The organism is Rhizobium ruizarguesonis, from assembly GCF_012349115.1.
Classification (GTDB): domain Bacteria; phylum Pseudomonadota; class Alphaproteobacteria; order Rhizobiales; family Rhizobiaceae; genus Rhizobium; species Rhizobium ruizarguesonis.
Genome location: NZ_PQIG01000036.1, coordinates 1 through 518, shown reverse-complemented (window position 1 = coordinate 518; position 518 = coordinate 1). Strand labels below are relative to the sequence as shown.

General features: G+C 62.2%; 1 protein-coding gene. It reads left to right on the top strand.

Translation table 11 applies throughout. The features are described from left to right. Window positions 1-518: calcium-binding protein (locus C3Y91_RS05260; RefSeq protein WP_168575105.1), on the top strand; the 518-nt coding region annotated here is incomplete at both ends.

Below are 518 nucleotides of genomic sequence, written 5' to 3'. Positions count from 1 at the left end.
GAGGCGGTCGGCGCCGGCACCGACGAAATCCGCACGGCGCTTGCAGCCTACTCGATCGCCGCCTTGGTCAATGTCGAGAACCTGACCTACACGGGGTCCGCCAACTTCACCGGCACGGGCAATGTGCTTGATAACACGATCACCGGCGGTATCGGCAACGACACGCTGAATGGCGGGGGCGGTGCGGATACCTTGATCGGTGGCGCGGGCGACGACACCTATATCGTCGACCATGCCGGCGACATCGTCACCGAAGCCGCCGATGCCGGAACCGATACGGTTCGCACCACACTGGCAAGCTATACGCTTGGCAGCGATGTCGAGAACCTCACCTATATCGGCACGGTAGCCTTCGTCGGAACAGGCAATAGTCTCGACAACACGATCACGGGTGGCGCTGCCATCGATATGCTTTCCGGCGGCGCCGGCAATGATGTGCTGAATGGCGGGGCAAGTGCGGATACCTTGATCGGCGGGGCTGGCCACGACACCTACATCGTCGACAATGCCGGCGACAT